This is a genomic window from Candidatus Tisiphia endosymbiont of Xenochironomus xenolabis, assembly GCF_964264705.1.
Classification (GTDB): Bacteria; Pseudomonadota; Alphaproteobacteria; order Rickettsiales; family Rickettsiaceae; genus Tisiphia.
Map to the genome: position 1 here is coordinate 876192 of NZ_OZ183473.1, position 25052 is coordinate 901243.

Annotated in this window: 18 protein-coding genes and 1 pseudogene; 10 read left to right on the forward strand and 9 right to left on the reverse strand. The window is 34.2% G+C overall.

Annotated features, from left to right (window positions below; translation table 11 throughout):
* Positions 1 to 21 precede the first annotated feature (21 nt).
* The 3 genes from alaS to ACFELY_RS04345 all read right to left on the reverse strand — a co-directional run bounded on the left by alaS (position 22) and on the right by ACFELY_RS04345 (position 5234).
* Positions 22 to 2709, reverse strand: coding sequence for an alanine--tRNA ligase (gene alaS / locus ACFELY_RS04335; RefSeq protein ID WP_375333727.1), 2688 nt, complete (start codon positions 2707 to 2709; stop codon positions 22 to 24).
* 340 nt (positions 2710 to 3049) lie between these two features.
* Positions 3050 to 3883, reverse strand: coding sequence for an oxygen-dependent coproporphyrinogen oxidase (hemF, locus tag ACFELY_RS04340; protein WP_375333728.1), 834 nt, complete (start codon positions 3881 to 3883; stop codon positions 3050 to 3052).
* Between the two features lie 70 nt (positions 3884 to 3953).
* Positions 3954 to 5234 carry an MFS transporter gene (locus ACFELY_RS04345; RefSeq protein ID WP_375329978.1) on the reverse strand — a complete coding sequence of 427 codons (1281 nt, stop codon included), beginning with the start codon at positions 5232 to 5234 and terminating at the stop codon, positions 3954 to 3956.
* 316 nt (positions 5235 to 5550) lie between these two features.
* Here ACFELY_RS04345 and ACFELY_RS04350 point away from each other — a divergent pair, with 316 nt between their 5' ends.
* From ACFELY_RS04350 to ACFELY_RS04360, 3 genes are all read left to right on the forward strand, one after another.
* Positions 5551 to 7083, forward strand: coding sequence for a patatin-like phospholipase family protein (locus ACFELY_RS04350; RefSeq protein ID WP_375333729.1), 1533 nt, complete (start codon positions 5551 to 5553; stop codon positions 7081 to 7083).
* A 524-nt stretch (positions 7084 to 7607) separates the two neighbouring features.
* A complete protein-coding gene (locus tag ACFELY_RS04355; RefSeq protein ID WP_341759417.1) occupies positions 7608 to 8462 on the forward strand; it encodes a cytochrome c oxidase subunit 3 in 855 nt (284 codons plus the stop codon).
* A 170-nt stretch (positions 8463 to 8632) separates the two neighbouring features.
* Positions 8633 to 8995 carry a TrbC/VirB2 family protein gene (locus ACFELY_RS04360; RefSeq protein ID WP_375333730.1) on the forward strand — a complete coding sequence of 121 codons (363 nt, stop codon included), beginning with the start codon at positions 8633 to 8635 and terminating at the stop codon, positions 8993 to 8995.
* A 155-nt stretch (positions 8996 to 9150) separates the two neighbouring features.
* On the opposite strand, the gene ACFELY_RS04365 is transcribed toward ACFELY_RS04360, so the two are convergent.
* On the reverse strand, positions 9151 to 9336 hold the full coding sequence (locus ACFELY_RS04365; protein ID WP_341759415.1) for a hypothetical protein: 186 nt from the start codon (positions 9334 to 9336) through the stop codon (positions 9151 to 9153).
* A gap of 134 nt (positions 9337 to 9470) precedes the next feature.
* On the opposite strand from ACFELY_RS04365, the gene ACFELY_RS04370 reads away from it, so the two are divergent.
* Positions 9471 to 10049, forward strand: coding sequence for a ribonuclease HII (locus ACFELY_RS04370; RefSeq protein WP_341759414.1), 579 nt, complete (start codon positions 9471 to 9473; stop codon positions 10047 to 10049).
* A 222-nt stretch (positions 10050 to 10271) separates the two neighbouring features.
* On the opposite strand, the gene ACFELY_RS04375 is transcribed toward ACFELY_RS04370, so the two are convergent.
* A complete protein-coding gene (locus tag ACFELY_RS04375) occupies positions 10272 to 11474 on the reverse strand; it encodes a hypothetical protein (RefSeq protein WP_375333731.1) in 1203 nt (400 codons plus the stop codon).
* A 265-nt stretch (positions 11475 to 11739) separates the two neighbouring features.
* Here ACFELY_RS04375 and ACFELY_RS04380 point away from each other — a divergent pair.
* Positions 11740 to 12114, forward strand: a pseudogene (locus tag ACFELY_RS04380) (transposase); the annotation flags it as partial.
* A gap of 67 nt (positions 12115 to 12181) precedes the next feature.
* On the opposite strand, the gene rpsD reads toward ACFELY_RS04380, so the two are convergent.
* The 4 genes from rpsD to ACFELY_RS04400 all read right to left on the reverse strand — a co-directional run bounded on the left by rpsD (position 12182) and on the right by ACFELY_RS04400 (position 16792).
* Positions 12182 to 12799, reverse strand: a complete 618-nt coding sequence (rpsD, locus tag ACFELY_RS04385; RefSeq protein ID WP_341759412.1) for a 30S ribosomal protein S4 — start codon at positions 12797 to 12799, stop codon at positions 12182 to 12184.
* 117 nt (positions 12800 to 12916) lie between these two features.
* Positions 12917 to 13528: a heme ABC exporter ATP-binding protein CcmA gene (gene ccmA, locus ACFELY_RS04390; protein WP_341759411.1), complete on the reverse strand. Its 612-nt coding sequence runs from the start codon at positions 13526 to 13528 to the stop codon at positions 12917 to 12919.
* Positions 13529 to 14872 (reverse strand): hypothetical protein, encoded by a 1344-nt coding sequence (locus tag ACFELY_RS04395; RefSeq protein ID WP_375333732.1) that lies wholly within the window; start codon positions 14870 to 14872, stop codon positions 13529 to 13531.
* A 447-nt stretch (positions 14873 to 15319) separates the two neighbouring features.
* Positions 15320 to 16792 (reverse strand): hypothetical protein, encoded by a 1473-nt coding sequence (locus ACFELY_RS04400; protein ID WP_375333733.1) that lies wholly within the window; start codon positions 16790 to 16792, stop codon positions 15320 to 15322.
* 505 nt (positions 16793 to 17297) lie between these two features.
* Between ACFELY_RS04400 and acnA the strand changes: the two genes are divergently transcribed.
* From acnA to ACFELY_RS04425, 5 genes are all read left to right on the forward strand, one after another.
* Entirely contained in the window at positions 17298 to 19946 is a 2649-nt protein-coding gene (gene acnA, locus ACFELY_RS04405; protein WP_375333734.1) for an aconitate hydratase AcnA, read from the forward strand.
* A gap of 18 nt (positions 19947 to 19964) precedes the next feature.
* Complete coding sequence (locus ACFELY_RS04410) at positions 19965 to 20321, forward strand: DUF4870 family protein (RefSeq protein WP_341759407.1); 357 nt, start codon at positions 19965 to 19967, stop codon at positions 20319 to 20321.
* A 1-nt stretch (position 20322) separates the two neighbouring features.
* Positions 20323 to 21153, forward strand: coding sequence for an NADPH-dependent 7-cyano-7-deazaguanine reductase QueF (gene queF / locus ACFELY_RS04415; RefSeq protein WP_375333735.1), 831 nt, complete (start codon positions 20323 to 20325; stop codon positions 21151 to 21153).
* A gap of 177 nt (positions 21154 to 21330) precedes the next feature.
* A complete protein-coding gene (locus ACFELY_RS04420) occupies positions 21331 to 21990 on the forward strand; it encodes an amino acid ABC transporter permease (protein ID WP_375333736.1) in 660 nt (219 codons plus the stop codon).
* A gap of 11 nt (positions 21991 to 22001) precedes the next feature.
* Complete coding sequence (locus ACFELY_RS04425; RefSeq protein ID WP_375333737.1) at positions 22002 to 25037, forward strand: efflux RND transporter permease subunit; 3036 nt, start codon at positions 22002 to 22004, stop codon at positions 25035 to 25037.
* The last annotated feature ends 15 nt before the right edge of the window (positions 25038 to 25052 follow it).

The following is a 25052-nucleotide window of genomic DNA, read 5'->3' on the forward strand; positions in this document are numbered from 1 at the left end:
TCCTGAATTGACTATAATCCGTTAAAGTTCTGATAACACCCCCTTTATCATATCTGGTAACTTTCCTAGTTTACTTACATCTGTACCACCTGCCTGAGCTATATTCGCTTGACCACCACCGCCACTACCGCCAAGGAATATAGATATTTCTTTAGCCAAATTACCAGCATGAACCTTATTACTGATTTTTTTACTAACAGCAACTGTAATAGATAATTTGCAAGTATTATGCCCTGTGCTACCACTAACCTCTTTAGATTTTTCCGGCATAGCTATGTATATAACTACAAGATTATCAGACTTATCAACTATTCGTTCAGCAGATAAGCGTAATATTTTACTATCTATATTATGTACTATCTTATAGACCAACTTTATATCCGATACATTGACTGATTCTTTGGCAATCTGTTCAATATTCAAATCAAGCATCGAGACCTGCAGAGATACTAACTGATCTTCTAATTGTTTCTTACTAGCAATTAGACTATTCACCTTATCAATAAGTTCATTCTTACCTATTTTTAAGGCGGTAGATATATTTTCAATCATTGCATCATTTTGCCTAATTAGCTTTAAGACAAATTCACCGCAAACCGCTTCTATCCTTCGAACGCCAGCTGCAATAGCATTTTCACTGGTAATTTTAAACATCCCAATATCACCAGTTCTAGTAACATGTGTACCACCACATAACTCAAGTGAATTTAGTTCAAGCGAATTCATCGCTACCACCCGTACTTCAGAATCATATTTTTCACCAAATAAAGCCATAGCCCCTGCTTTAATAGCATCGTCTGTTGACATTAATGTTGTGGTAACTTTTGAATTATCAGTAATAATCTGATTTACTTTATCTTCTATCAAGATAATTTCTTTTTGGGTTAATGCCGCCATATGACTAATATCAAAACGTAAACGATCATATGCTACCAGCGATCCTTTCTGCGTTACGTGTTTACCAAGTACTTGATGTAATACTGCATGTAATATATGAGTTGCCGAATGATGAATTCTTAAATTATTACGATATTTGACATCAATAGCAAAATCGGCACTATCTCCAACCTTAATGTTGGTTCCTTCCTGCCAAATACATATATGAGCAATTATTGAACCAAGATATTTTACAGTATCTACTACTCTAATTTTACTGTTGTTAGATTTGATATAACCTATATCCCCCATCTGTCCACCAGATTCCCCATAAAAAGGAGTTTGATTACTAATTAAAATAAATTTCTCCTCATTAGTTTCTATAGTATCAACTAATTTATTATCTTTAATAAGAGCTAATATCTTACCTTCCGCCTCATTCAAATAATAACCCAAAAATTCGGTACTACCAAATTCTGCTTTAATATCAAACCACATCTTATCTGTTTTAGATTCATTCGAACCTAACCAAGATTTTCTTGCCCTATCTTTTTGCTCTTGCATCTTATTATTAAAGCCATCAAGATCAATGGAGATTTGTTTAGATTTTAATATATCTTCAGTTAAATCGACAGGAAAGCCGTATGTATCATATAATTTAAAAACTATTTCTCCTGAAAGCTCTGAATTTTTACTAAGATGGTTTGTTTCATCATCAAGTAATTTAAGACCTCTTTCAAGAGTTGCTTTAAATCTTATTTCCTCTTGTTCCAGGATATTACTGGCAAAATCCTCAGCCCTTCTCAGTTCGGGATAAGTTGTTCCCATAATCTCTACTAATTTAGGAAGCAGTCTATACATTAAAGGTTCACTACTACCAAGTATATGGGCATGCCTCATACTCCGACGCATAATACGCCTAAGTACATATCCTCTACCTTCATTTGAGGGCATGATGCCATCACTAATTAAAAAAGCACAAGCTCGTAAATGATCTGCAATAACCCGGTAAGAAAACTTAGCCTCTCCTTCTACCTTAACTTTTACTATATTCTCGGTATAGGCGATTATTTCCTTAAATAAATCTGTGTCATAATTATTATAGACATTTTGCATCACAGCACTAATACGCTCCAACCCCATACCAGTATCAATGGATTTTTTAGGCAATTCAATCCTAGTATCACTATCGACTTGTTCAAATTGCATAAAGACCATATTCCAAATCTCAATGAAGCGATCACCATCTTGCTCTTGCGTTCCTGGCAACCCGCCTTGTATCTGCTCTCCATGATCATAAAAAATTTCTGAACATGGTCCACAAGGTCCAGTATCTCCCATTGACCAAAAATTATCAGTGGTTTTTATTTTAATAATTCGCTCATCGCTTAAATTAGCAATTTTTTTCCAATAGGTAGCTGCTTCTTCATCAGTATGATAAACCGTTACATATAGTTTTTCTTTAGCTATAGCAAATTCCTTGGTTAAAAGATTCCAAGCATGATATATTGCTTCTTCCTTAAAATAATCACCAAAAGAAAAATTGCCCAACATTTCAAAGAATGTATGATGTCTTGCAGTATAACCAACATTCTCAAGATCATTATGCTTACCACCAGCCCGTAGTGATTTTTGACTAGTAACCGCTCTTTGATAATTTCTATTTTCCTGACCGGTAAAAACGTTTTTAAATTGTACCATCCCAGAATTAACAAACATTAAACTAGGATCATTATGAGGAATAAGAGAACTAGCTGGAACGTGTAAATGATTATTGGCAACAAAATAACTTATAAATTTATTTCTAATTTCTTCAGTGGTAAGTTTAGTCATGAGTAAATAATCCTTGAAAAAATATTTTGTCAACAGAACTTAGTATATATACTGAAAAACCTGTATTTTTCAAATTATGTGATGTCCTGCATTGTCATATATTAAGCATATCTGTGAGCATTCACGGAAAAAAGTACAAGACGTCATTGCGAGACTACGTAGTAGTTGAAGCAATCTATTCCTGACCATTTTTTGGATTGCCGCGTCGTCACAAAGCGACTCCTCGCAATGACACTTGGCAAATAGATTTTTTATTCATCATAAAAAACAGCAAAAAAACTGTGAATGCTCACGTATATCTTATCTTTTTTAACAATGCTTTCCTCTGAAAAATTATAGGCTACCAGCGTACCTCTGGAGGCAGAGACATTAATATTGCTTCAACATTACCGTCTGTCATTAAGCCAAATAATGTACCACGATCACATAATAAGTTAAACTCAACATATCTGCCTCGACGTACTAATTGACAATCTTTTTGTTCCTTGCTCCAAGGTAGAAACATTTTTGTTCTAACAATTTCAGGATATATTGTTAAAAATGCTTGTCCTACATCTTTAGTAAAAGAAAAATCATTGTTAAAATCTCCGGTATTTAAATAATCATAAAATATACCTCCTACTCCCCTTGGTTCATTCCGATGTTTTAAGTAAAAATATTCATCACATTGTTTTGTAAATTTATGATAATAATTTGGATCATGTTTATTACAAGCTTGTTTAAAAGCAGTATGAAATTTTGCTGTCTCATTCTTATCAGGATAAAATGGTGTTAGGTCGCCACCACCGCCAAACCAACGATTAGCAGTTTCAATATAGCGGGTGTTGAAATGCACTGCTGGTACTAATGGAGAAGTAAGGTGAGCGACGATAGAAATACCAGTAGCAAAAAATTGTCTACTATTTTCCGTACCCGGTATATTTTTACTAAATTCTGTAGATAATTCTCCAAAAACTGTAGAAATATTTACCCCAACTTTCTCAAATAAGTTGCCACGCATTATAGACATTACTCCACCACCACCGCTTTTTCTATCCCAGGGTGTTCGTATGAATTTTGCTGGTTCTAAACCTTTTGCCTTACTATATTCAAGCTCAATTTCTTCTAATTTGCTACATACTTGATCGCGTAAATCACTAAACCATGTTATCGTTTTTTCTTTATCAGTTGTCATAATTTTTCCAATTTATTTACATTATACCCCAAAATTTTCTTCCACTAATACTTTAAGTAAAAATAATTTCTCAATTTATTTCTCTCTTGTAGTTATTAGCCTTAATTAATCGTCTTATTTCATTTCTCATAAAATAAATGATAACTAAAAATATACTATAAATAGTTATAATATAAAAAGCAGGAGCATAAAACAAACCTGTTTCTTCAACAAGCCAACGCGAAATAACACTAGAAGTGCCACCAAACATGGCAATACCCAAATTGTAACTAAAAGCTACCCCAGAAAATTTTTGTTCAGGAGAAAATAACACTATAATGACACTATAGGCTGTTCCAGCTATTGACCCACCAAGAATACCCAAGATAGTTAGAGCAAAAATTTGTTGCCATATGGACGGTAATGACATAGATAATAGAGTAGGTAAAATTAGTATTAAGCCCGCTATACTTACTAAAACTAGCACCTTAAATTTTCCCATAATATCAGTTAATCCACCAAATAATGGCATAGATATCATTGCTATAAAGTTGGCATATAATAAATAAATAAGGGCAGTTGTATTATCAAAATGCATAACATCGCGGTAATACACATTGGTATAAGTTTTTATTAAATATGTGATACTACTAGCAACTGCCCCAATACAAAATGTTAAAAACATTGCCTTCCAAGCTGTCCTTACTACGTTGATAAAAGGAGCTTTTAAAGTTTTTTTCTGTTCAGCTAACATTTTAAAAATGGGAGTCTCTGATACACGAAGGCGTAAATAAAAGCCAACCAACCCCAGAACTCCACCTAATAAAAACGCGAAACGCCAGGCAAAGTCAAGATGATGAAAATATTGCTCAATAATAATTCCTACAAGAATAGCAATTAATGTACCAGCAATGTTTGAACCATTTACTAAACCAGCTGTAAAACCTGGGCGTAAATTTTGATGATGCTCTAGAATAAAAATAGCCGCTCCAGCACCTTCGCCACTAATACACAAACCTTGTAAGAGACGCATTATAATCAATATTATAGGTGCACAAATTCCTATACTAGAATAAGAAGGGATTAACCCCATAGTGAATGTTGGTATAGTCATACCAAGCATAGAAATAATCAAGGATATCCGCCTACCATATTTATCTGCAATATAACCAAAAAATATGCCGCCTATTGGTCTAGTAACAAACCCTACTGCAAATACACAGAGACTTAACATTATTTGCATAAATTCTGAACTTTCAGAAAAAAACGTACGACCAATCGTTAGTGAGAATACTGAGTATACTGTGAAATCGTAATATTCTAGTATATTTCCTGAAATTGCTGATAAAAAAACGGACTTAGGTTTACTCATCTATATCTTATCAATAAATTTAATTAAATCGGATTATAGACAACTTAACCAACTTATAAAGCGTAAAATAATTTTATTTTCTTGTGGTAAGTATCTTTAAAAAAATCTAGACAACCAATTATATCATAACCTTATTTACCATATTATTGCAGTTTTGTCAACCCTTAGTTTCGCAGTAACATAATTGTTACTATATAATTAATTTTTATCTAATAATTAGCAACTTATTTCATCTATTGCTTGATCTTTTTTGTAAAATCATTACTAATAAAATTAAGCAAAATGTAGTAATCTATATAACATATGGAGTTATTTTATGGCTAGAAAAAGTTCTATAACCAAAGAGGCAGAGAATCATTTGCCTTCCTCTACGAATGTAGGCACGGTGCTTGCTCTTTCAGGTGGTGGGGTCAAGGGAGTTATGCAGTTGAAGATACTTGCAGAAATGGAAAGCCAAACGGGTATGCCTGTATCTAAAATGTTTCAGACTATTACTGGTACTAGTGTTGGTGGATTAATTGCAGTCTTATTAACAATCCCTAAAGAACCTGGATCAACAGAACCGCGTTTTTCAGCAAAAGAAGCTTTAGAACTATTTAAAAGTGCTGCCGCTGATATTTTCCCTCAACACTGGTATCATCCAGGAAAAATGGGGCAAATATTTAGTCATAAATATAGCCAAAAACCTTTTAAGGCACTATTAGACGAACATTTAGGTGATATGAAGCTTGAGGATCTTCTATGTCGTGTTCTTATAACTACTTGTGACTTAAATGAAGAAAAGTCTATGAAGATGTTTGATAGTCATAATACTCCTGATGTTAAAGCAAAAGTTGCAGTCCTCGCTACTACAGCAGCCCCTAGCTATTTTAAAGGTGTGAAGTTTATCGATCAGAACGGTATAGAGCATACTCTTGTTGATGGGGGAGTAGGTTGGAATCGTCCAGGGGCAGAAGCTCTAAAATATTTTAAAAGTGGGTTAAATCGCGATCAACAAGGAGAGCTGTTAGATAACATGACACTTGTTGCCATTAACTTTAAATCACCCCATGCAAAAAAAGCACCTCTACCACCTCACCTTGATGGTCTAGTACCTCATATTGCTAATGGGCTAGTAGGAGACATAATGAAAATTGCTCAAGACTCTGCTACAGAAGAAGTCCAACGAGACCTGGGTAAAAATTTTAAACAAATTTCAATTCCTGTACCAGAAGGGTCTACGAAATTAGATAATTCTAAACCAGAGAATATGGCTAAATTACAAAAGGCTACTGATAAATATATCGAAGATAGTAAAGAATTGATTGCAAATGTATGTGAAACATTGGTTAAGAATGTTCAAGCTATAGAGGAAAGCTTAAAGCTTCATGATGCAAGTGTTGAGGAGTCTAGTGTTCTTAGCGAGGATAAAGAGAACTATAATATTGACAAAAAAGGACAAGATAAGGATACTGTTAATACTCACGTAATATCAGAAGAATTTGAAGCAAAATTAGCGATAAACTTAAGTGAGAAGCAAGCTGAGTCTTTAAAAGAAGGCTTAATGAAATTATCACCCAAAGAATATGATGTTCTGCAAGTATTCTTAAAAGGATTAAATGACGCACAGCTTGTAGCTTTGTCTGCTCACCTGCCTTTAATTGCTGATGGCAATTTTAAAAATATCAATATATCTGAACTTAGTCATTTTCAGAATAAATTTCTTAAATTTTTTAGTTCAATGTTTGAACATGAAGATAATATTATTAATGATGCTATTAGCTGTGTTCAAGAATACCATAATGAAGAAGTAGCTTGTGATGGAAGGGGGTCAGAGATGGCACATTATTATGTTGATACGGTGTATTAATTGGGGTTGTCTATAAAGCTGTTCGCTAAGTGTCATTGCGAGCTGATGTATCCCCACGAAATTGTTGCAAAATAATGCGAGTTGCCAATTAATTGATTTTAGTAAACCCTAGACTTCACAAGGTTTGAAGAACATTTAATCAGGTCAAAAAATGCAATAAATTCTCAAAATTAGAAATTTTTTAAAATACATAGCGTTTTGATTATACTTTCCACGTGTCAAATAGTTCGTAAACTGCTTGACATCTAGGTTTCATGTAGCAACAATTTCGTGGGGATACATCAGATTGCGAGGAGCCGCTTTGCGGCGGATGCGGCAATCCATAAATAAGCTTCATGGATTGCCACGCTCACGTATGTTTGCTCGCAATGACGCCAGAAATAGATGTTAGTTTACTATAGATAAATGCTAATCGGGTTAGTTATAACAAGTAAAATAAGATTATTTTGAAGACTATATCTTGATATTTATAGAAGATAGCATAGAATATACCAAGCAATAAATTGTTTATGAGTCTTTAATTTATGTTACATGGGTCTATTAAAAATAATAGTTTTGTTTCTGTACCAGGAAAACAGCATCCATTCCATCTTGTCGATCCCAGCCCTTGGCCCATTCTGACTGCATTTGCCTTATTGCTTTTAGCTATTGGTAGCATAATGTTTATGCATCAATATCGATTTGGAACATATGTTTTTGGGGTCGGTATTTTTTCGGTGATTTTTTGTTTATCTTCCTGGTGGAGAGATGTAATTAAAGAGGGATTAATTGGAAAACATCATACTGAGCCAGTAAGAATTGGCTTAAGGATAGGTATGGCATTATTTATCTTGTCAGAGATAATGTTTTTTGCAGCATTTTTTGGATCCTTTTTTAACGCAAGTCTTTTTCCTGTAGGATTGCTAGATGGTGTATGGGTAGTAAAGCCTGGTATATGGCCTCCTGCATCTATTCAAACATTTGATCCTTTTGACATCCCTTTTATTAATACATTGATTCTTTTATTATCTGGTACAACAGTAACATGGGCACATTATGCTGTTGAGGAAAATAATCAGAAAGATTGTGTAACAGCTCTTGGTTTGACCATAATATTGGGGATATTTTTTAGTTTAATGCAAGCTTACGAATATCATCATGCAACTTTTAAATTTAAAGACGGTATCTATTCTTCTAATTTTTATTTAGCAACCGGTTTTCATGGTACTCATGTAATAATTGGCACTATATTCTTAACTGTTTGTTATTATAGAGCACGAAGAGGTGATTTTGTTAAAGGCAATGGTCATTTAGGTTTTGAATTTGCCGCTTGGTACTGGCATTTTGTCGATGTAGTATGGTTATTTTTATTCACTTTTATATATGTTCTTGGGAAATAAATTTTAGAATTAACTAACTTGTAAAAATTGTGACTAAAACACCACGCAAGCCTGTATTCTCCGGCAATTATTCAACTAGATTGCAACTATTATTATATTAATCCTTGAATTGTAAAAAACTACCATATAGAATCAGCTGCATGTCTAATAATTCGTTAATGAGGTAAAACATGAATATTTATAGACCCTATTCTGAACAGTCTGATAATAACTTTGTCTTGCGTTTGCTGTTTGTTCTTTGCAGTGTTGCTCTGATTATTGCAGCATCAGATGTTTTTGCTGCTGCTGCTACTGCTGATCCAGTAGGTAATGTGTTGTGCAATATGATTAAAGTATTTCGTGGAAATACGGCTCGTGGTATAGCAGTTATTGGTATAGTTGTTCTAGGAATTCAAACTCTCAGAGGACAATTAAAATGGGAAGTGGCACTAGTTATTATAACTGGGGTTATAATATTGTTTAAAGCTCCTGAAATTATAAATATAGTAGCTGGTTCAAGTAATGACACATGTGGTATTTCAACGATTACATAATAGTACCCTACATCTTTTTTACTATTTTTTATGATGAATAAAAAATCCGGTCACCAAGAGTCATTGCGAGGAGACAGTAAGGTTGACGAAGCAATCCAAAAAATGACCAGGAATGGATCAATTATGTTAGCAATAAAAATTTAAATAAATTTGGTTTAAATTTTTATTGCTTCTGCGGAGCTAGTTAAATCACGTAGCTTAGCGTTTGCAATCACAATGATCTTCCGCATTAACGTTACCAGTGCAACTATTTTCTTTTTTCCTATATTGATCAGATTCTCATAAAATACTTTCAGTTCAGAGTTAGAGTTTATAGTAGCCATAGCAGCTACAAACAACATAGGTCTTACAAAATTTGCCCATGAGTTGTATACCTATACCCACTATACCTACCACTGTCATTAGATATTGGGGCAACTCCCACTAATGTAAAAATACTAAACTAATCAGGTTAGTTGTACAAATAAGAGGTATTATGTTTGAATTAGAACAAAAATATATTGGATTAGTAGCTGGAGTAGATGAAGCTGGTAGAGGACCGCTAGTTGGTCCTGTAGTGGCTGCATCTGTTATTATTGATCAAACAAAAATCATAAATGGTATCAAAGATTCCAAAAAACTTACTAGAGAAAGGAGGAATTTGTTATATGAACAAATAACTCAAAATTATATTTGGTCTGTTGGTATAGTGTATCACGATGAGATAGATATAATTAATATCCTTGAAGCAACTAAAAAGGCTTGTACTATATCAGTGGCAAATCTTTCTGTTAAACCGGATACAGTATTAATAGATGGTAACATGAAATTTAACGATCCAAGATTTATTAGTATAGTAAATGGCGATAATTTATCGATTTCTATTGGAGCAGCATCTATTATTGCAAAAGTTACTAGAGATCGTTTATTACTTGAATATGCCAAAGAATTTCCAGAATATATGTGGCACAAAAACTTCGGCTATGGGACGAAAGAGCATCTAAACGCTATAAGCCTTCATGGTCTTTCGTCTTACCATAGAAAAAGTTTTAAGGTAAAAAGCTTTCAATCATAAAACTAGGTTGTGAACGTTCACGGTTTTTTTGCTATTTTCTTATGATGAATAAAAAATCTGCTCGTCAAACGTCTATTAGTGAGGAGCTGCTTTGTGGCGACGCAGCAATCCAAAAAATGACCAGGAATGGATTGCTTCTTGGCTTAAGCCTTTTAGCTAATAGACGTATTGTACTTTAACTCTTTTTCCGTAAACGCTTACTACAACTTTTGGACTAAGCAGTTATCTACTATTACTCTCTCTTGGTTTAAGATGTGCTTTAAAATTTGTCACAGGCTTTTCTGTTGGTTTTATAGGGGTAGAATCTTCACTAAGTTTCCTCAAGCCTTTTGCCGCTTCCATGATAGCATTCTTATCGACAGCAAATTGAACAGGTTTCGCCTGTACCTTCGCTCCTGCTGCCGGGGGTTTGTTTACTACTGGTTTAGATGGTTGAACACCAGCTGTACCAGGTATAGGTGGAGGAGGTGGTGGTATTGGTACTCCTCCTTCCTTATTAAGTTCAACCTTAGGAGGAACTTTTGCACTTGCTGCTTGCTTTTCTGCTTCTGCTTTCAGTGCCGCTGCTATTCTTTGAGTGTCTATTTCGTCTTGTCTAGTTTGGCGGGTTATCTCATCTTTTCTCAGCTTGTCAAATTCAGCGAACTCTTTAAGATGTTTAGGAGAGTCTGGCTTAAATTCAACTGCACCAGCTTTTACCACCCATGCCTCAAGCTTTTTTTTCAATTCATTCACCATATCCTCTACTGGTTCTGCAACTGCTTGATTTACTGACTTCTTCTCCTTACCTCGAGTTGCCAAAGGATCAAGTGGGGTAGTAAATGCCGGGGGCGGTGGTGGTGGAGGGGGCGGTGGAACACCTGGAACAACATCTTGTATAGAGGTTTTTTCTAGCACTACTAACTGTACTGGTGTAGATATCACTTGAGGTTTAGGAGTTCCCACCAAAGACGGTTGCACCGGGGTTTCTTTTACTGGAATAGTTACAGCTATTTGTTCCTGCACAACTTGTTCCTGTATAGTTTGTTTCCGTATATCCTCAGTTCCTTTAACAAAATCTTCTGTTGCTTGTTGTAATTTTTCTTGATGTTGTTTACTAAACGGAGATTTTAAAAAATTAATGAGAGGGATGAACCATGATTTAAACCATGCCTTTATTTGGGTACCAATTGACGAACGACTCTTAATGCTCTCAGCTTTTTCTTCCAACTCTTTTATATCTTTAGCTGTTACATTTTGAAGTGAGTTACTTTTTTCCAAGACATTCATCGCACCAACTAGAATCTTAGCCATATCGTCTAAATCTTTTTTCTCGGCAGAAGATGCTGGCAAATTAGCACTCACTGTAATTACAGCCTCAGCTACCTTATTCACCGCTTCATTGGCAACGGTTAAACTTGTATCATTTTCATTGCCACTTTTCATACAACACTCATAAATTAATTTATATTTTTAAATCCACTTATACAATATAACTTTATTAATCCAACTAAGTCAAGTCTTCTGGCTAAGAAAAAATTACTTACTGATAAAATTTATATTGTGTTTATGCCAGGTATATTTCAATATGTAGGCTAAAACTTACAAGACTATGAATATCACAGTTTAATATGTCTATCACTTTATTGAATTTATCACCTCTATATCTATTGGAAGGTGGGGTGTGGTTTAAAAGGGGGGGCAAAGCAACGGAAAAAGTAAAGGAGGAATGAGTGCAAAATTACATCTTGCTATGACTACATCATGGCACATAATAGAAGGATTTTTAACTGCTGGCAATAGGAACGATATTGCTGTAGTAGAAGAGTTAACTGCAGACATCGTTGGATGTGATGTTATCCAAGATCGTGGATATGATAGTAATAAAAATAGACCAAACCTTGAGTCTCAGAATAATATTACCGTTATCCCTGGCAGAAAAAATAGAAAAACAGAAATTGTTTATGATAGAGAAAAATACAAACTTAGAGGGGATGTGGTTGCTTTTCTGGATTTGTTTGTCAACCTACGGTCTTCCTCGCTAATAGACGTTGACCACATACAGGTTTTAAACTTCCCTGTTTAAAACCACTTCCTCTTCTAACTTTCGACAGTTGACCTACTATCTTCCTCACTAATAGATGGTTGGTCCACTATCTTGAATAAAGTTCAATTACTAAATGTACTTCTGGCTCAAAAGGGTATGGAACATCAGAAATTACTGGAATTCTGACGAACTTACCAGACAATGAATGAGCATCAAAAGTTAAATAACCTGGTACGGTATTTTCTTGTTTGTTAGCTGTCTCGAGTATTACAGGAATTTGTTTTGCTGATTCCTTTAGCTCGATGACATCGCCTTCTTTTAATCGCATGCTTGGAATATCAACCTTTTTGCCATTTACCTTAATATGACCATGGGTGACAAATTGTCTTGCAGCAAAAATCGTTGGGGCAATATTCATTCTGTATACAACAGCATCAAGCCTTCTCTCTAATAGACCTATAAAATTTTCACCAGTATTGCCTTTCATTTTTTGTGCAAGAGTAAAGGTGTTTCTAAATTGTTTTTCGTTAATCCGACCATAATGACATTTAAGCTTTTGTTTAGCCTTTAAGTGGACCCCATAATCAGAAGTTTTAATCATACTATTCTGACCATGTTGACCAGGACGGTAATTTCTTGTATTGAAGGCATCTTTGCTATCGCCCCACAGGCTTACACCTAGTCTTCTGCTTGCCTTATATTTAGAACTAATAATTTTTGTCACGCTCTATAATCTCATAATTTCAACATTTAATATATACATTGAAATCCATCAAGTATACATCAAAATATATATATTTTAACAACTAAAGTCAACCCTCATTTCTTGAAATATCAAAAGTTATTTGTTCAACAACAGATAATCCTCAAGATTAATTATTTGTGCTGACTTAATATCTATATTGGAGTGGGAGGTAGCCAAAATCACCCCTCCATTATTTGCTTTTGAAATCATCAAATTATATAGCAATTCTTTATTTTCTTGATCTAGATTTGCTTCTACTTCATCCAATAACCATAAATTTGATTGGCAAGCAATGAGCTTTGCTAAGGCAACTTTCTTTTGGTTGCCAGCAGAAAGCCTGTAACATTTCTCATGCAAAATATTATATAACTTAAAATAATGTACTGAAGCTTCTAATGTTTCAAGGGAACCGTAAGTTGTGGACCAAAATCTTAGATGTTCTAATACAGTTATTTGAGATTTTAATCCAAGATTATGTCCAATATAATTGCAATAAGGTTTTTTTAAATATTTGCAATTCAATAACTTATACAAAACATTGCCACTTGTTGGGTTTTGTATATTAGCTACAATCCTAAGTAATGAAGTCTTTCCACAACCATTGGTTCCTTGAAAATAAACTATAGATGACGGTAAAAAAGTCATACTAATATTAGTGAAGATACTTTTTTGCTCTATAATAAGAGTGACTTGCTCAAATGACAACATTTATGCTTGAGTATCCTCTGTAGGCTCCGCCATAAGTGCTACATTATCAAGTTCTAATGTAACATTGTTTACAGGAGTTAAAAAATCTGATAGATCAAACGTATCCATCTCTTTATTTGACTCTTCTTGTGTTTCATTACTACAAAACTTATTTTTGATAAGCATAGTAGCAGCCCCTATTATAGTTAGTCCTAAAGCTATAGAATATGACCATAATCCTTGATTAGAGTTTTGCTCTTGAGAGGATGCTGTAGATGAAACAGTAGAATTTGTCTCAGCTGTAATAGTACTTTCCGTAGAAATACTAGAAGTTACTTCAAATGGAGTAGCAGTAGAATCTGTCTCAGCTGTAATAGTACTTTCCGCAGAAGTAGTAGAAGTTACTTCAAGTGGAGTAGTAGTAGAATTTGTCTCAGCTGTAATAGTACTTTCCGCAGAAGTAGTAGAAGTTACTTCAAGTGGAGTAGCAGTAGAATCTGTCTCAGCTGTAATAGTACTTTCCGCAGAAGTAGTAGAAGTTACTTCAAGTGGAGTAGCAGTAGAATTTATTTCAGCTGTAATAGTACTTTCCGTAGAAATACTAGAAGTTACTTCAAATGGAGTAGCAGTAGAATTTATTTCAGCTGTAATAGTACTTTCCGTAGAAATACTAGAAGTTACTTCAAATGGAGTAGCAGTAGAATTTATTTCAGCTGTAATAGTACTTTCCGTAGAAGTAGTAGAAGTTACTTCAAGTGGAGTAGCAGTAGAATCTGTCTCAGCTGTAATAGTACTTTCCGTAGAAATACTAGAAGTTACTTCAAGTGGAGTAGCAGTAGAATTTATTTCAGCTGTAATAGTACTTTCCGCATAAATACTAGAAGTTACTTCAAGTGGAGTAGCAGTAGAATCTGTCTCAGCTGTAATGGTACTTTCCGCAGGAGTAGTAGAGTTTACTTCAAGTGGAGTAGTAGTAGAATCTGTCTCAGCTGTAATAGTACTTTCCACAGATGTGTTTAAAGGGGGATATTTTGTATTATACTTCTTCCATTCAGGAAGATTGTCGAATGGTTTAAAAGAATCGTCATCCAATGTGTTTGAAAATGAATCTTCTTCATATAGTTTTTGTGATAGACTTAAAGAGTCATTTAATTTTTTTAAAAAATGGTTCAATGTTTCTACAGAATTGTCAATGTAACTTCCTTCAAGCTTACTTAAAAGTGTATGATCCTTTGGGCTAGTAGAATAAGCATCACTAGGGAGTATACTAGTGGTGCTTTCTATAGGAAAGGAATTAGCGGTAGGATGTAAGGCTGAAGTAGCCAGTAGAAATATTGGTCCAGCAGAACTAGAGAAAATTTTCATAAAAATTATTTCCTATTTTAGTATATTAATTAACATTTAACCTAACAAGATAGTTAAAATAAACTATCTGAATTGATAGGATAGGTTCTTTATATATGAAGTCAAGGTTTAATTATATAAAAAGTGAATAACAGTGTGCTAAAAAGTTCTTATATAATTTACTTTAAATATTTATTTTTTTAAAGTTAAATTAAATGAAAAGCTTAGTGGTGGGTATTTTTAGTGTATACTCAAAATAAAAGTTTAATGATTATAGCAACCTGAATAGTATTTCATCGTCATTGCGAGACCACATAGTGGTCGTGGCAATTCATTTTTGGTCACTTTTTTGCTTTGTTGTAATTAAAGTGGCTTCTCGCAATGACGAGTTTTACCCAGGTCATTGCGAGGGGCTATAAAGAGCCTTAGTAGATTAGTTATAGTATCGGTTTTTGTTTTTTCAGCGACTTATACCTCTGATGTTACTGAGTCCTCAGCTCCTGCCAGTAAAACTTCTGACGGTGAAACTGATGAATCTTGTGTTACCTTTGCATCACCGTTATCATTACTTGGGATGAATTGATCTGACTCAAATACACCATGCTCATTACAATCTTTAAGTTCTGGGTCTGATTTACTCAAATACTTCAAACAAGCATTGTAAATATTGCCACCTTTCTTGTAAAGAACACCAGCAACAGCCAATGCTGTAAGTATTGCAGCCCCACTGGAAACTGCAGTACCCACTATACCTTTCACTGTCCATTCTTCATTAGAAGGGGTAGTTTGGTCTTGTGGTGCTGTTGGTGTAGAAGATTTTGCCTGGGTATTGGTATCTTTCGGCATAGCAGTAGAAGAATTTTCTTTAGTAGTAGAAGCTTCTGTAGTAGTTGTTGTGCTAGAATTCTCGTTAGAGGTGGAAGAAGTTGGTTCAGCAGTAGTGGTTTTGGTTAATTCTGCTAATACTTTAGCCCTACCTTCCAATGCAAGAGAATAATTCTCACGTAGGTCGAGAGCATCCTGGTATTTTTTTAGAGCTGCTAGAGGTTCCTTCTTAGCCAATAAAAGGTCAGCCTCCTTTACAAGCTGATAAGCTGGTTCATGGCATGTATGTTCGATTGTAACAAAACCTGCTATAGGATTTTCTTTAGGTCCATCAAAGGAATATTCTGTTATTACTGTTTCATTATCATGGCCTATAGATTTCTTGCCTACCCAAGCACCTGGGGCGAGTTCACTAGCTGACTCGCTAGAGTCAATCCTTCGTTTATTTCCTACAATATTGCCTTTTTGGTCGCAAGGCTTATCCTGACAGTAAGCATATAGTGTTGTTGTAGAGGAAGACATTAGCCAATCGTTGTATAAATTTTGCTCCATTTCAAGTACAAAGCAGTGCTGATTTGGTAGAGTAGCGTTTTGATTGATAACCTTATAATAAGCGTCACGAGCACTCCTATGATGAACTACATTAGAATTTTCTGGAGATTCTGCAGATTGATGATTAGGATTATATTCTGTAGGAAATGCTCCAACGCTTTTCAATGCTTCGCTGGCCATTAGCCCTAAGACAAGCCCTTTAGGAATAGATGAAATAACCTTAGCAGCCATATCAAGCAAATTGCCTGATTGAGGATTTGCCTCAGGTTCAACGAGTTTAAGACGGATAGCTTCGCTTAGCTCTGTCTTGTTAAGCATATCTTTGTCAATGTTTCCTTGCTCGTCAAGGGTGGTGTATTTTTTTATAATATATTTTAGGAAGGCTGTTTTTTCTGAATCAGAGAATTTTTTAAGTAACTTTTTACTATCTGGTTGGTTAAAGGCATTTTCCAGACTATTCATCTGAGTTTCAGTAAGGCTTTTTTTTACGTTCTCATCTTCCTTTTTCTTAGTTTTAAAATACTTACTACGTTTAGATGCTTTAATATTGTGTGTTGGTGTCATAAAAATTTATTTCCTATTTAATAACATTGGTTAACATTTTTTTTAACAAGATAGTTAATATAAACTATCAAAATTGATAAAATAGCTTTTTCATAAAGAAGTCAAGATTTAATTTTAAAATTGTTTAATAAAAATAGTGAAATCTGGTTTTTTTTGTCATTCTTAACAATTGCGGGAATCTTTAGACCCCTGCTTACGCAGGGGTGACATTAAGATAAGCAGGGATAGCATTCTACGCAGGGATGATATAAAATATAAATATTTTTCAAATTAAATTGCATGAAAAGCTTAGTGTTAGGTATTTTTAGTGTATACTCAAAATGAAAGTTAATGGTTGTAGCTATCCCGAATAGTATTACTTAGTCATTGCGAGGAGCCACTTTAGTGGCAACGAAGCAATCCAGGAAAGTGATTAGAAATGGATTGCCACGCTCACATACTTTCGCTCGCAATGACAGCATAATACTAGTCGAGTTGGCTATAAAACAAATTTGGAGTGGTTAGTATGAATTATGATTATCTTAAAGAAATATCTGTTGGAGAGGATGTTTATAAAATTTTTGATATAAATAAGGCGGCAAGTGATATTGGGCTTGAGTTAAAGCATTTACCTTATAGTTTAAGGATATTATTTGAAAATGTTCTGCGTCTAACTGGTAGCCAAGAGAAGTTGTTGCTATTTAAAGAATGGCTTAAGGCAAGGAAATCTGAGGCTGAGATACCATTTATGCCAGCTAGGGTACTGATGCAGGATTTTACTGGCGTTCCGGCTATTGTTGATTTAGCTGCTATGCGTGATGCTATGAAAAAACTAGGGAAGAATCCATTAAAGATTAATCCTTTGATACCTGTTGATCTGGTAATAGATCATTCGGTACAAGTCGATTATTATGGAACAAGTGAAGCTTTTGATAAAAATGTTACAATGGAAGTAGCTCGGAATATAGAGCGTTATGAGTTTTTAAAATGGGGGCAGGAAGTATTTGATAATTTTAAAGTAGTACCCCCGGGAACAGGTATTTGTCATCAGGTTAATTTGGAATATTTAGCTAATGTTGTGTGGACTAAACAACAAGAAGGGGGAACTTTTGCTTATCCGGATACATTGGTTGGTACAGATAGTCATACTACGATGATTAATGGTCTGGCAGTTCTTGGTTGGGGAGTAGGGGGGATTGAAGCTGAGGCGGCAATGCTTGGTCAGCCTCTATCAATGATTATACCTGAGGTAATTGGCTTTAAATTGACTGGCTCTTTAAATGGGATGATTACCGCTACAGATTTGGTGCTAACCATTACCCAAATGTTAAGGAAGAAAAATGTCGTTGGCAAATTTGTCGAATTTTATGGAGATGGATTGGACTTTTTAACATTGGCAGATAGGGCAACTATTTCAAATATGGCTCCTGAATATGGTGCTACTTGTGGCTTCTTTCCAATTGACAATGAGACTATCAAATATCTTAACTTGACGGCTAGAGAGCCAAATCGCATAAAATTAGTAGAGCAATATGCTAAGCTACAGTCATTATGGTACGAATCGACAATTATTCCAGAATATACTGAGACATTAGAGTTGGATTTATCTACTATCGAAGCTTCTTTAGCAGGGCCAAGACGTCCGCAAGATCGAGTTAACCTAAGAAATGCCGCTAGTAATTTTAACAGTGAACTAGCTTCTTTAACCAAAGGTGATGTTAATATTGATAAAAAATACCCTGTGACTGATGAATATGCAATTAGTCATGGTGATGTCGTAATAGCGGCAATTACTAGCTGTACCAATACTTCCAATCCTAATGTAATGGTTGCTGCCGGCTTGCTGGCTAAAAAAGCAGTAGAACTTGGATTAGTGAAAAAGCCATGGGTTAAGACCTCATTGGCTCCTGGTTCAAAAATAGTGACAGAGTATCTGAAGAAAAGTGGGCTTGATCAATATCTCAATGATTTAGGTTTTAATCTTGTTGGCTATGGTTGTACTACATGTATTGGCAATTCTGGGTCACTGTTGCCGGAAATAGAAGAGACTATTACCAAAAACAATCTGGTTGTTGCTTCGGTATTATCTGGTAACAGAAATTTTGAGGGTAGGGTACATCCTCTAACCATAGCTAGTTATCTTGCCTCTCCGCCGCTAGTTATTGCTTATGCTATCACCGGTACTATAAACATTAATCTTGAGACTGATGTGATAGGAAAAAGTCGTGATGGTAAGGATGTTTATCTTAAGGATATTTGGCCTACCCAACATTCGATACAGAAAATAATTGAGGAATCTATTGACTGTAAAATGTTTAAGGAGAAATATAGTGATATATTCTTAGGTGATAAGGAATGGCAAAATATTAAGGTAACTAAAAGTGATACTTATAATTGGAATAAAAATAGCACTTATATCAATAATCCACCTTATTTTGAAGGTATCGAGCATATATCCAGTGAATTGGGGGATATAGAGTCTGCTAGGATATTAGCCATCTTTGGCAATTCTATTACTACTGATCATATATCGCCAGCCGGAAATATTAGTAAAACAAGCCCTGCTGCTAAATATTTAACCGAGCAGGGTATTTTACCAGCAGATTTTAACTCTTATGGATCACGGCGTGGCAATCATCAAGTAATGATGCGTGGGACTTTTGCCAATAATAGAATTAAAAATGCTATGTGTCCTGGAATTGATGGGGGGATAACGATCAATCAACGGAATGGTCAACAAATGAGTATTTATGACGCTTCTCAGGATTATAAGGCTCATTCTATCCCTTTAGTAATTTTTGCAGGTAAAGAATATGGCTCTGGTTCGTCGAGAGATTGGGCAGCAAAAGGTACTAGTTTACTAGGAGTAAAAGCGGTAATTGCTGAAAGTTTTGAAAGAATTCACCGGTCAAATTTAGTTGGTATGGGTGTGTTACCGCTTGTACTCACTTCTACTACGGTAAGTGATTTAAAACTTGATGGTTCTGAATATATTACAATTACAGGCTTAAGTAATAAAGTAGAGCCTTATAAACAACTTAGTTGTGTTATCAAGAGGAAAAGTGGTATAATTGAAACTATCGGCGTAATATTACAAGCTTTTACAGATAATGAGATAGATTATATCAAATATGGTAGTATAATGCACTTAGTGGTTAAGAATTTTAGTAGTTAAAAAGTTGAAGAGATGAAAATGGATAAGGAAATTAAAAAATATATAGCAGCAGGAAAAACTAATCTTGTCGTAACTTATATATTATTTTTATGTGGAATAGTTGCTCCTTTACTACCTATTATTGGAGCAGTTTTTGCTTATATTAATAAGGATATTAAAAATAAATATTTAGCCAGTCATTACATTTTTATACTTCGTACTTTTTGGATAGGGCTTGTTGGTATGATGATATCTATAATAACCACTATAATACTAATTGGACCTGTATTGTATATATGTTTGTTGGTGTGGTTTATATTAAGGATTGCTATGGGTTTTAAATATTTATTAAATGGTGTAGAACATCCGAACTACATGACTTACTGGATAAAATAAAATGGATTTGGAAACTATACTCGGCAAGCAAACTGCGTATATAGATGTGTATGATAATAGTTTATTACAGCCAATTAGTCGTAAATTTGCTAGAGAGCAATTACAGATAATAGGTTATTTACCTTTTTATGGCTTTGATATTTGGAATTGTTATGAGGTCTCTTGGCTAAGCCAAACTGGTAAACCTGAGATACGGATATTGGAATTTATGGTGAGTAGCGATTCACCTAATATTATAGAATCAAAGTCACTAAAGCTTTACTTAAATTCTTTTAGTAATACTAAGCTTAGCAGTTCAGAGCAAGTAATAGAGTTAATTACCAGGGATTTAAGTCTAATATTTGGGTCAGATGTAATAGTGTTTTTAAAAGATTTAGAGTCATATGATGGTACTAGGCTGCAATCTTTTTCAGGTATAAATCTCGATAGGTTAGATGTGACGATTACTAGTTTTGAAATTAGTCAAAATTTGCCAAAATTATTGGAAGATAATACGAAGATCGTCGATGAGGTACTATATTCTAATTTGCTTAAATCAAATTGTTTAGTGACTAATCAACCAGATTGGGCATCAGTACAAATTAGCTATCGAGGCAAAAAAATTGACCATAGTTCTTTATTAAAATATTTGGTGTCATTTCGTAATCATAATGAGTTTCATGAACAATGTGTTGAGCGTATTTTTTGTGATATTAGTAAGTTTTGTACTCCCGATGAGTTAACTGTTTATGCCAGATATACAAGACGTGGGGGCATAGATATTAACCCTATAAGGTCTAGTAGCAATCTAGATATTACAAAAATTAGCAATTTAAGACATATCCGTCAATAATTACTTAGTGCTAGCATTAATTTGTTGTATATATATTTATAATAAGGTATTTTTAGTGGAAAAAATATGAGCAAAAGTAAGTTGTAGCTAATGGTACATGGTCTCGCAATGACTTATAGAATATAGATTTAATTATCTCCTGTATTGAAACGAATTCAGGAAATTTAAGAGTGTTAGATGTTTGAGCAATTACTTGATTTCTCTTCTATATTCTATATTATAGAAGGGATGGTAGTAACACTGAAATATAGCTTAGTTTCAGTGTTATTTGGATTGATTATCGGTACTTTACTAGCATTTTGTAAGGTAAGCAAAAGTCATGCCTTAAGGTTATTTGCTAATTTTTATACATCAATTTTTCGTGGTACACCACTACTTATCCAACTTAGCATAATTTATTTTGGTTTGCCTGGGGTAATTGGTATTAAGCTTGGAGTATTCGCTGCAGGTACCATAGCTTTCTCATTAAATTCAGGGGCATATGTTTCGGAAATAATTAGAGCTGGAATGAATGCTGTTGACAAGGGGCAGATTGAAGCGGCTAAGGCGTTAGGCATACCTGAAAGATTAATGATCAAAGATATCATCTTACCGCAAGCTATAAGAAATATTTTACCTTCATTGGTTAATGAGCTTATTAACCTAATCAAAGAATCATCGATTATATCAACGATCGGTGGAATGGATTTAATGCGGAGAGCTCAGCTAGTGTCGGCTGAACATTTTACTTATTTTACGCCTCTGTTAATAGCAGGGCTTTGTTATTATGTTATGGTAATAATTATTAGTAACTTAGCCAAAATTCTTGAGAAAAAATTAACAATTGGTATTGAATAGGATTTGTTTATATGTATTTAAGTGAAATATGCATCAAGCGTCCAGTATTTGCAACAGTTCTGAGTCTAGTAATTGTTATTTTAGGAGCTGTATTTTTTACTAAACTACAAATTAGGGGTATTCCCGATATCTCTTCTTCTGTAATAACAGTATATGCAGATTATCCTGGGGCGGATGCTCTTTATATGGAAAAAGAAATTACCACTCGTATTGAAAAGGCTCTAAAAACTATAAAAAATCTTGATTCTATCACTTCCCAAAGTGCGACAGGTAGTAGCTATATCTCTTTAACATTTTTATCATCGGCTAATATCGAAGTATCCTTAAACGATGTTCGGTCTAAAATTGCTGAGATAAGCTATATATTTCCCAAAGATATGCAAGCTCCTTATATTGGTAAGCACGATGCTAATAATTATCCTAGTTTGTTCTTAAGCATTAGTAGTGACGTATATAATAATTTGCAATTAACTCAGATTGCTCAAGAGAATGTAGTCAACCTTTTAGAAAAACTTGAAACAATAGGTCGAGTAGAAGTGCATGGTGGTAAATATTATTCTATGCGGATAGAGCCAGATCCGGTAAAATTATATCAGCATAAAATGTCGGTGTTGGAAATTGAAAATGCTATAAAAAAACAAAATATCTATTATCCGGCAGGAATTATTAAAACCGCCAACCGTGATTTTACTGTAAGATTAGATGGGTCTTTAAGTAAACCAGAACAGTTTGAACAAATTATACTAAAAGTAACAGATGCCAGTATATTAAGATTACAAGATATTGCTAAAGTGTATTTAGCTCCTCCAGAAAATAATACAATTGTTAGATATAACGACAAAAGTGCATTAATACTTGGTCTTGTCAAACAATCAAAGGCAAACATACTTGAGTTATCTAAAGAGGTTAGGTCGTCACTAGATAAAATTAAAAAGAATTTACCTAATGGGGTAACAATTGATATAGCCTATGATGAGTCAATTCCAGTTAATGCCTCAGTCAAATCAGTATTCTTCACGATCTTTGAAGCATTAATTTTAGTTATAATAGTAGTATATTTATTTCTGGCATCAGTAAGAATCACTCTGATACCACTTGTAACCATTCCTGTATCGCTGATTGGTACATTTATTGTCATGTATTATTTAGGATTTTCTATTAACATATTTACCCTTTTAGCAATGATATTGGCTATTGGTTTGGTGGTAGATGATGCAATAGTAATGCTGGAAAATATTTTTAGATACAATGAGATGGGGCATTCTGCTATGGAATCCGCCACTCTGGCATCTAAGGAAATTGGTTTTGCTATTATAGCAATGACTATAACACTTGCCTCAGTATTCTTACCAATAGGTTTTATTGACGGAGATATGGGTAAGTTATTCATTGAATTTGCTTGGACCTTAGCATTCTGTGTGTTAGTTTCTGGTTTTGTTGCTTTAACTTTGACGCCAATGATGGCAAGTCGCATGATTGGTAAAAATGACCAACCTTCCTTAGGGTTTTTAGTTAAATTTGACCAGTTTATTAAATTAGTCCAAAGCAAGTATTTGGTCTATTTAAATCTTGCTTTTGATCATAAAAAGCAATTCTCGCTTATTATTGCCCTATCTTTAGTGCTGCTAGTCGTTAGTTTTATCTTTGTCCCAAAGGTGTTTATTCCTCAGGAGGATAATGGCATTGTGAATCTTTCCTTCTTTGGTCCCCAAGGTTCTAATAGTGAACAATCAGAAAAATCAATAATAGAAGTTGAAAAAATACTTAGTTCTTACAAAGATATCGCAGGTTATTTGATAGTAATAAAAGGGTGGCATGGTCATGGTTTTATACCTCTTAAAGATTGGAAAGTAAGGTCAATGTCACAAACAACTATAATAAACTTACTTAATCAGCAATTTCAACAAACAACTGGAATATCGGTTTTTGCAATGCCACACCGTTCACCAATTAGCGGCAATGCTGGACATGCTGTGGAATTTACTTTGCAATCCTCGCTTGAATATGAGCAATTAGTTCAAATATCAGAGAAATTCGTCGATGCTATGAAGAAAAAACCAGCTTTTATGAATATGAATGTTTATGGTAATGTAGATTTCTCTCCGATCATTGACGTAATTGTTAACCGAGATAAAGCTTACCTTTATGGTGTGAGTTTAGAAAATATAGGGTTAACATTGCAATATTTGCTAGCAGGAAAGCGGCTTGGTGATTTTAGAATGGGCAATGAACTGTATGATATAACTATGCAGTATAATTTAAAACATCGTAGTAATATCGAACACTTTAGTAAGATACTGATATCAACCAATAAACCAACTAATAATTTATTGCCATTAAATGTCGTGGCTAATATAGTTGAGAAAGTATCTATCAAATATTATAATCATTATAATAATGCTAGATCAGTAACCATCTCGGCAGATTTAGCCCCAAACCAAAAAATTACCGATGCAATAAAGCAAGTGAATAACATAGCTAATGAATTATTGGATAATAATACCACTATTCTAGAATATATTGGCGAAATTAAGAAAAAGGCTGAATCAGAAGGTACTATGGCTACTACGTTCTTATTTGCTTTATTGTTTATTTACTTAGTGCTTTCAGCACAATTTGAAAGTTTTACTGATCCGATATTAATCCTTATTGCTGTACCATTTTCATTTACTGGTGGCGTATTAGCACTCTGGATATTTGGTAATACGTTTAATATGTATAGTGGTATTGGCTTGCTCACTTTAATTGGTTTGATCACAAAAAATTCTATTATGATCGTAGAATTTACTAATAACTTAAGAAGCCAAGGATTAAATATTAGAGAAGCTGTAACTAAAGCTTCTAGCTTAAGGTTTAGACCGATTCTAATGACTACTTTAGCAACCATTTTTGGGGCAGTATCATTAGTTATTGCCTCAGGAGCAGGAGCCGAAGCTCAAAAGTCTATTGGTTTAGTAATAGTGGGTGGTATGACTATTGGTACTCTATTTACTATATTTGTTATTCCAGTTTTATATCAAAGTTTTAAAAGGGAATCATTAACTTAATGTTATGTATAGATA